This window comes from Asticcacaulis sp. EMRT-3 (assembly GCF_030027245.1).
Classification (GTDB): domain Bacteria; phylum Pseudomonadota; class Alphaproteobacteria; order Caulobacterales; family Caulobacteraceae; genus Asticcacaulis.
The window spans coordinates 124,567-130,865 of record NZ_JASERT010000003.1; the positions used below are offsets into that span (position 1 = coordinate 124,567).

Genomic DNA, 6,299 nt, shown 5'->3' on the forward strand with positions numbered 1-6,299 from the left:
CTAGACCGCCCCGTCTATCGGCTGGCCAGTCATTTTCGAACAGATGTCCGCGACACGGCGGACGTGGTCTGCCGCTTTCACGCCATAGCGCCGGGTCTTTTCAGCAATAAGCCCTCGGCAATCCTCGGCAAAACCGGCCTTAGTCGTATCAGTGGCGGTTCGCATCTGTCGGCACAGAGCGGTCATCCTTCGGACTTCTGGTCCCTGGCTATTCGCCATCTGGCTACGTTGACGGGCCCCCGCGTTTTTATAGGCGGCAGAATTATAGGTCGGCCATGCCGCCTCGCGATAGCAGGTATAGGCCAGCAAGGTCCTCGCCTCCTTGTCGGACTTCCCCACCAGGCGCTGGTCGAGAGATTGTTCCGGCACGGAAACACATCCGGTGAGGAAGCTTGCGAGGCCCAGGATAACAAGGACACGCTTCATGGCGCTACCCCCTCTGATTTCAGCACTTCCACCGCCTCAAGCGTGATCAGCCCGACGCCGGGAATGTCGTCGATCGAGGCAACGAAGTCTCGCAAACGCGCCTCTTCATCGACGATTTCGATGACGAGCGACTGGTCATCTTCGAGGATATGCCGGCGCCGCAAGTGGGCGGATCGGCCAAAGCCGACGAGGGCCTGGAGGATCGTGGCGCCGGCAAGCTTGGCATCGCGAGCACGGGTGGCGATCACCGCGAAGACCTTGTTGTCGCCGAAATACGCACTTTCACTGGTATAGATTCTGAGAAGTTTCATGGTCTGGCTCATGGCCTTACCTTTCAAAATGGAGGGACCCCATCCCGACGTTTGGCGTCGGGATGGGGTTTTTCGGTTACTCTGCGGGACGCTCATTGACGGGCATCACCTGACGGCGCTTGTTCATGCGCTCACCCAAGCCCAGGACCACTTGCGTGATGGCAGGCAGGACAAGCAGCGTCAGGGCCGTGGCCGTGACCAGGCCGCCGATGACGACGACCGCCAAGGGCTTTTGCACCTCGGCGCCGGTGCCTGTGCCAAGCGCCATTGGGATAAAGCCAATCGCCGGAACCAGTCCCGTCATGATGACCGGCCGAACCCGCTCGATCATGCCTTCGGTGATGGCCTTGCTGAGTTCCATCCCGGCCTCGATGCGCTGTCGGATGCTGGTCATGACGACGAGCCCGTTCAGTACGGCGACACCGGACAGGCAGATAAAGCCGACTGCCGCTGAAACGGAGAAGGCGATCCCGGTCATGGCGAGCGTGAAGACCCCACCAGCCAGCGCAAGAGGCACGGCCGTGAAGACGGAAATGGCACGTCCGAAGCCGCCCAGAGCCATGAAGAGAAGGCCGAAGATGGCGAGGAAGCAGATCGGTACGACGATGGCCAGTCTGTCCGAGGCCGCCTTCAGGTTCTGGAATTGACCGCCCCACTCCAGGAAAGACCCTGTCGGGAGGGCGACGGCTTCGACCTTTAGCAGGGCCTCGGTGACGAAAGAGCCTACATCTCGGCCGCGCACATTGGCTTGTATGACGATCCGGCGCTTGCCGTTCTCACGGGAGATCTGGTTGAGACCTTCCGTGAAGCGGAACTGCGCCACCTGAGACAGCGGGACCGACCCTCTGGCGTGGCCGCCCTCTTCTGGCAACATGACCGGCAGCGCCATGAAGGCATCCAGATCATTGCGCGTGCTTTGCGGCACACGGACAACGATGTTGAAGCGGCGGTCGCCCTCGAAAACAAGGCCGGCTTCTCGTCCGCCCATCGCTGCCGAGACGGTATCGGCGACCTCTTCTACCGTCAGGCCGTAACGCGCGATAGCGGTGCGATCGAACTGGACATCGAGCGTCGGCGATCCGGCCGTTTGTTCGGCCTTAACGTCAGCGGCTCCGGGTATGGATTGCAGCACGCTGACAATTCTGGCGGCTGACGCCCCCATCTTGTCGAGATCATCACCATAAAGCTTGATGGCGACATCACCGCGTACCCCCGCAATCAGTTCGTTGAAACGAAGCTGGATCGGCTGGCTCAGCTCGTAAGACTGACCGATAAGCCCGTTCGTACGATCCTCGATCCTTTGGACGACGTCGGCTTTGGTTTTGACGCCCTTTGGCCAGTCCTGTTTCTCCTTCAGGATAACGAAGCCATCGGAGATGTTAGGCGGCATGGGATCAGTCGCCACCTCGGCGGTGCCCGTCTTGGAGAACATTAACTCCACTTCTGGCAGGCTGGAGACGGCCTTCTCAACACCCTTTTGCATGGTGAGGGATTCTTCCAGCGAGGTCGAAGGAATGCGGCTCGTTGATAGGGCGATATTCTTCTCGTCGAGTTGCGGAATGAATTCCTGGCCCAGGAGCGTAAAGACGAAACCGGACAGAACGAATATCCCGATGCCGCTGGCAATGAAGGGCCATGGCTTGGCGACCGCCTGGTGCAGGACCGGCTCATAAGCCGTCTTAATCTTGCGAATGATCCAGACCTCTTTTTCCGTGATCTTGCCTCGGATCAATAGCGCGACCATGGCCGGCACGAAGGTGATGGAGAGAACGAATGCCGCCGCCAGGGCCAGGATCAGGGTTATGGCCATGGGCGAGAACGTCTTGCCCTCGACACCGGTAAAGGTGAGCAAGGGCGCGAACACCAGAAAGATGATGGCCTGGCCGTACACGGTCGGCTTGATCATTTCCTGGGTGGCGAGCGTCGTCTCCTCCAGTCGCTCCCGCAGGGACAGGATACGCCCTTCGTGATGCTGGCGTTCGGCCAGCCGCCGCAGGCAGTTTTCGATAATGATAACGGCACCGTCCACGATGAGACCGAAGTCCAGCGCGCCGAGGCTCATCAAATTCCCAGATACCTTCATGCCGTTCATCCCGATGGCCATTATCAGGAATGAGAACGGAATGATCAGCACGGCGATAATCGCCGCGCGGACATTGCCCAGAAGCAGGAAGAGCGCCACAGCGACGAGGACCGCGCCTTCGAACAGGTTCTTTTGCACCGTTTCGACGGTCGCACTCACCAGTTTGGAGCGGTCGAGGGTGGTCGTGACCTTTAGACCCGGCGGCTGGGATTTCTTGATCCCTTCGAGTTTCTCACCGACCGCCTTGGCAACGGTCCGGCTATTTTCCCCGATCAGCATCAAGGTTGTGCCGATGACGACCTCGTGGCCGTTCATGCTGGCAGCGCCTGTGCGCAGCTCACCGCCCAAACGAACCGTGGCCACGTCTTTCAGCGCCACAGGCAAACCGCCTCGCGTGGCGATGATCGCCTGATTGATCTCGTCGAGCGACCGGATGCGGGCGTCAGCCCTGACCAGGTAGGCCTCCCCTGAGCGATTGAGGAAGTTGGCGCCGACCGACAGGTTGGCAGCCTCAAGTGCCTTGGCCAGTTCGGTAAACGAGACGCCATAGGCGCTAAGTTTTACCGGATCGGGCTCAACGATATATTGCTTCTCGAACCCGCCGATGGAATCGACACCGGCCACGCCTTTGACGGTGCGAAGCTGCGGCGAGATGATCCAGGTCTGCACCGTGCGCAGATAGGCGGCCCGCGAGACCTCATCGGTCAGACGATCACCCTCCGGGGTCAGGAAGCTGCCGTCAGATTGCCAGCCGGGTTGCCCGTCGACTATCTTGGCGCCCTTGCCGTTGGGATTGGCAAAGTCGATGGCGTACATAAAGACTTCGCCAAGCCCGGTCGTAACCGGCCCGATCTGTGGCTGCGTGCCTTCAGGCAAACTGTCTCTGGCCTGCGCAATGCGTTCACTGACCTGTTGCCGCGCAAAATAGAGATCCGTACCCTCGGTAAAGATCGCGCTGACCTGGGAGAAGCCGTTGCGCGATAGCGATCTTGTCGTCTCCAGGCCAGGAATGCCAGAAAGAGCCGTCTCAATCGGGAAGGTCACGCGCTTTTCAATTTCGACGGGGGACAGGCCGGTATCGATTGTGTTGATCTGAACCTGCTTGTTGGTGATGTCAGGGACGGCATCAATCGGCAGCTTCGTCAGTTGCCAGGCCCCGAACGTGCCGACCAACATGACAATAAGCAGGACGGCCCAGCGTGCACGCACGCTGAGCGCCATTAAGTTTCCTATCATGGCTATCCCTCCTCGCCTGCGCCCTTGCCGAGCTCAGCCTTCAGATAGAAGGCATTGCGCGTGGCAATGGACTGACCGGAGGTGAGACCGGAGGTAATCTCAGCGCGGCCGGCGCTGCGTTGACCGACCGTCACAGGTGTGGCCTTGAAGCCATCCTTGGTGCGAACGAAAACGACATCGCGACCGTTCACCGACTGCACGGCTTCATCGGGAACGACGATCGCACTTGATTGGCTCGTAACCGCCGGGAAAAGGCGCGCCCGTACCGAAAGGCCGGGTTGAACTTCACCGCCGACAACATCGAGAACGGCCGTCGCGGCGCGGGTTTCGGCATTAAGGGAGGGTGTGACCGATCGAACCCGCGCTTCAAGGGCACGTCCGTCCGGCATGTCGATGACGGCGCGGTCTCCGGCGGCCACACGTGTCATATCCGACGCACCAATAGCCGCCTCGATCTGAACGAGCTTCGGATCGGCCACCCGAAACAGTTCGGTCTCAGGCTGCACGAAGGCACCTAAGCTGGCCATGCTGGCCGTTACCTGCCCGGATATCGGGCTGGCAACGATGACGCCGTGGCCATCCGAGGTGATCCGTGCCGCGGACGCCGCCGATTGCGTCCTAGTGACCTCAGCTTGCGCCGCAGCCGCATCCGCCTGCGCCCGCTCATAGTCGACTCGCGCCGACACGCCCTGATCCATCAGGGATTTCTCCCGTGCAAGATTGGCTTGAGCGACACGCGCACGGGCCAGGGCCGTGGTGCGATCGGCAGCGATCTGGCCAGCATCCCGGCTTTCGATCAGGGCCAGGGCTTCCCCCGCCTTTACCGGATCACCAAGACGTTTGTAGATGCGTGATATGGACCCTGCGGCTCTGGCAGTCAGCGCCGCCTGGCCATTGGGTGTTGCCACGACCTGAGCCTGCGTGATGATTTCCGAGGACAGACCTCCGGAATTGACCGCTTCTACAGAAATATTGGCGGCGGTGATCGCCTCCTGTGACAGCTTCAGATCATCTGAAGGTGTCTCTTCAACGGCAACCGCCGAGGCCGAGACGGCGGGTTTGTCGCCCGTGCAACGCGCCAGGCCAAAGCCGCCAGCGCCAACAAGGAGGAGTGCGGCAGCAGCGCCACCGTAACGATAGAGATTGTTCGATTTCATGATTTGTCTCCCGAACCTTGCGGGTCTCCAAATGGGGTAATGCCGCGCAGACGGGCGAGTTCGGCTTCGGCGTTGAGGCGATCTTCTCTCGCCTTCAGCGTTTGATTGCGGGCGTCGGTCAGGGTCCGGCGCGCACCTAGAACTTCGCTCAAAGGCAGCTTGCCGGCCTCGTAGCCAATACGGGTGAGCCGGTAGGCTTCTTGGGCAGTCTGCTCGCTGTCGTGCGCAGATTTGACGCGCGTGAAGGCTGCCTGAAGCTTGGCCGTTGCCGACTGGATATCCGCTTGGGCATCAAGCCGGGCGATATTGACCCTCTGATCTGCCGCCGCCAGCTCGGATTGAACAGAACTGATATTGCCGCGGTTGCGATCGAAGATCGGGAACGGCACGGACACGCCACCGACAAGGGCGCGGGAATCGTCAGCGGCGATCCGGCGAACCCCCAAGGACACGGTTACGTCTGGCGAAGAGCGTGTTTGCTCGACACGAACCCGTTTGGCCACCTCATTGCGTTCAGCTTGTGCCACCAGGTAGGCGGGACTGTTCAAAGGATCGGCCGGAGCAATTGGCTCACCTCGGTCGGCGTGCGCAAGAAGACTATCGGTAATCGAGGTGAACTGAACAGGCGAATCGACCATGGCCGTGAGCTTGGCAAACGCTGTGTTTCGCACAGCCTGGGCTTCATCGACATCGGCACGGGCCGCTTCAACACCTGATCGCGCCTGCACGGATCGCAGATCCGCTTCCTTACCGGCCTTGACCATAGCGTCCGCAACGCGCGCATCGTCTTCCGCCAGGGCCAGCGAGTCCTTGGCGAGTTGGAACCGTATGTCCGCAGCTTCCGCAGCAGCATAAGCTTGGGCCAGATCGAAGGCGAAATCGCTCTGCGTCATGGTGGCCCGGGCGCGTGCCACGTCCAGACCCGCGCGACCGGCCTCGATACGGGCACCGCGTTTACCGCCGAGCTCAATGGTTTGCTCAATCGCCGCTGTCGTTTCAGCACTTTGGGTGCCTGAATAGGGCCCGCTTCCGCCGAAATTCTCGACGGTCACGTTTACCGTCGGATTGGGTAGCGCACGGGACTGG

At 60.7% G+C, this 6,299-nt stretch carries 5 protein-coding genes; all 5 read right to left on the bottom strand.

The genetic code is table 11. The features are described from left to right. Positions 1–426 (bottom strand): hypothetical protein, encoded by a 426-nt coding sequence (locus tag QB905_RS14900; protein WP_282975981.1) that lies wholly within the window; start codon positions 424–426, stop codon positions 1–3. Then, positions 423–749, bottom strand: coding sequence for a DUF190 domain-containing protein (locus tag QB905_RS14905; protein ID WP_282975983.1), 327 nt, complete (start codon positions 747–749; stop codon positions 423–425). Before QB905_RS14905 ends, QB905_RS14900 begins: the two co-directional genes overlap by 4 nt. Positions 750–813: 64 nt before the next feature. Then, entirely contained in the window at positions 814–4,056 is a 3,243-nt protein-coding gene (locus QB905_RS14910; RefSeq protein WP_282975985.1) for an efflux RND transporter permease subunit, read from the bottom strand. Between the two features lie 2 nt (positions 4,057–4,058). After that, complete coding sequence (locus tag QB905_RS14915; RefSeq protein ID WP_282975987.1) at positions 4,059–5,213, bottom strand: efflux RND transporter periplasmic adaptor subunit; 1,155 nt, start codon at positions 5,211–5,213, stop codon at positions 4,059–4,061. Next, positions 5,210–6,299: TolC family protein (locus QB905_RS14920; RefSeq protein WP_282975989.1), on the bottom strand; the 1,090-nt coding region annotated here is incomplete at its 5' end. The genes QB905_RS14920 and QB905_RS14915, both read right to left, overlap by 4 nt.